This is a genomic window from Exobacillus caeni (genome assembly GCF_005747095.1).
Taxonomy (GTDB): Bacteria; Bacillota; Bacilli; order Bacillales; family Guptibacillaceae; genus Exobacillus; species Exobacillus caeni.
Genome location: NZ_SWLG01000040.1, coordinates 1 through 2569 on the forward strand (window position 1 = coordinate 1; position 2569 = coordinate 2569).

At 41.8% G+C, this 2569-nt stretch carries 2 protein-coding genes; both read right to left on the reverse strand.

Going from position 1 to position 2569, the window contains the following annotated elements:
- Positions 1–125: 125 nt before the first annotated feature.
- The gene (gene ypeB, locus FCL54_RS23485) at positions 126–1475 is read right to left on the reverse strand and encodes a germination protein YpeB (RefSeq protein WP_138129705.1); all 1350 of its coding nucleotides are present in this window, start codon (positions 1473–1475) and stop codon (positions 126–128) included.
- Between the two features lie 15 nt (positions 1476–1490).
- On the reverse strand, positions 1491–2300 hold the full coding sequence (gene sleB, locus FCL54_RS23490; RefSeq protein WP_138129706.1) for a spore cortex-lytic enzyme: 810 nt from the start codon (positions 2298–2300) through the stop codon (positions 1491–1493).
- Positions 2301–2569: the final 269 nt, after the last annotated feature.

The window sequence follows — 2569 nt, forward strand, 5'->3', positions numbered from 1 at the left end:
GAGCGAGGACTTCTACTTCGGCTACAGCACTATAAAGGGTAAAGTTACTGAGTGGATTTAAACCACTTAGACTGTGTGACTGCGGGGCACACCGAAAAAGGAAACGGGAATGCTCCCGTTTCCTTTTAAAGATTTTCGTACGACATTTCAGTGCCGTCAAGTTCGTCAACCTTTTCTTCCTCCCCCGTCATCGCGTTAATGAAGATTCGGTAGGTTTCATTCTCCATTGTTCCCAGGAACTCATAACACAGAACTTCTTGTTCAAGTTCGTTTTCAATGACAGCGAGATGGTCTTCCATTACTTTAACATTTGGATTAACTTCCTTTAAAGCTTTATTCCGATCGATTTTAGGTTTAGATGTTTTTCTTTCTTTGTGGTTAGTAAGATATTCAATCGCCTCGTATCCTATGACATCTCCTTTATCAAGGGCAACCTTTATCTGGATTGAATCTGGATAATAACGGACTCCATCTTCTTCATACACAAAATTGAAAACACCTACATTGTCATACTGAAAGCTCTCAGACAATATCATGCCTTCCCCATCATGCTTTTCAAGAAACTGAGTCGCTTTCCTGGAGGCTTCATTCAAGCTTATCGTTTCTTTCCCGATTTTTCTGTCCTGTAAAATCCAGATCGGATGGCCGCCTTTAACGGAAATATCCATATAAATGTTTCCGTTTTGATCCTGCCCTTCAATTGCTAAGCTATAGGCATCATAGTCTGTTTCTTTTCCGGTTTTCGTGACCTTTACCGGTGTATTCGGATTTAAACCAAAGAAATCCCTTCCCCGCTTTTTTGCTTCTTCCTCTGAAAGTCTTTTTCCAGACAGATTCCTGGTGATCCCTTCATTTTTGCCATTGATCTGGGAAACACCTGCCCCCCCGCTCACTTCACTGTAACCCTCTACCTTTTTATCAACTGTTTTAAATCCATCGATGATTGTATTATCCTGTGGCTGTTTTTCAGAAGCAAGTGCAAGCTCGACGTCCATCCATCGCAGGTTATTTTTCATTGCCAGCGCTTGAACTTTGCGCAATTCATTTTTAATCTCAGTCGCATTTTTATGAAGGTCTTTTAATGTTTGATATTCCTTTTCAGACAGCGGCTTTTTATCCAGGTCTCTTACAGCTACCCGATAACTGAACTCCCCAACATTTGCAAGATACTCCTCAGTTTTATTAAATGGCAACAAGGTTAATGGAAGCTGTCCCACATCATTGTGCGCTTCTGATGTTATTCGCCATACATCGGCAAGCGCAGGAGATAAACGGCTGGGTGAACTCATTGCCAATGATGCACCGATCCGGCCTTCGAGTGCATCCATATGGAAAGACAATTCGTGGAATGCTCTCTGGTAATTGTTTTCTGCATTAATAAGGACAGCATTTTTTTCCTGGTGTTCTTTATATCCCCAATAAGCTGTTCCAGCAATCGCAACTGAAAGTATTCCGATTAAAATTGAACGTATCAACTAAAGTCACCTCCATCATTTACAAAAGATATGTTTTCCGATTTGCTTAATTTGTGGTCTTGACCAGATCCATCCTGAAGTCGCTGTATTCGGATTAAAGTAATAAATTGCTCCTCCACTTGGATCCCAACCATTCAAAGCATCGAGGACTGCTTTCTTCGCTGTATCGTTTGGTGTCAGCCAGATTTGACCATCTGCAACAGCTGTAAATGCTCTTGGCTCAAAGATGACCCCTGATATAGTATTTGGAAAAGAGGCACTTTCAGCTCTGTTTAAAATAACGGCTGCTACTGCAACCTGTCCTACATACGACTCCCCTCGCGCTTCCCCGTAGACTGCGTTGGCCATCAGCTTTAAGTCGTTTTGTGAGTAGCCGCTTGGAACATTTGCTGCCTGTTGTGCTTTGGGAGGGGCTTTCGGCGGCTGACCGGCCTGCTTATTGGTCTGCGTTCCTCCGTAATATGTGAACTTCTTTCCCTGCCTGATATTTCTTTTGACGTAGCTTTCATTGTATTTGGTAGTTTTTATGAGCTTATTTTTCATTTCCTGTCCTACTAGCCCGTCTACTTTCAACCCAAACTCATACTGAAAGTTTCTAACTGCCCAGTATGTACCCCAGCCAAAGACACCGTCTATTTTGCCATTATAAAAACCGATATATTGAAGTCTTGACTGCAATTCGATTACATCGTCCCCAGTAGCCCCTTTTTGAATAACCTGTGGAGAGAATGCCTCCGCTTGTTCACTTGGCAACATCGAACAGAGCGAAAAAATTAGAACCATGCAAAGTAGGGGGACTTTTAGCTTAACCAGCGCTTTCTTCATGTTTTGTACCTCCCTGACATTAAACTCTTTATTTGTTAGTAAGAGTAGTTTTTGTAACAGAAGGCATTTTATTCAAGCGCGTTATGCAAAATAAAGAAGAGCAGCCTATTTGTTCTAATACTATTGGCTTAGAATTTGTTGCGGTATCGGACTGCTTATTTGTTCTTTTACTGTATAATAAAGTAGGGAAACCTCTTTCAAGGCTTCCCCCTTATCAAACCGTACGTGCCCTATTAAGGCATACGGCTTACCCATATGTTACAATGTCA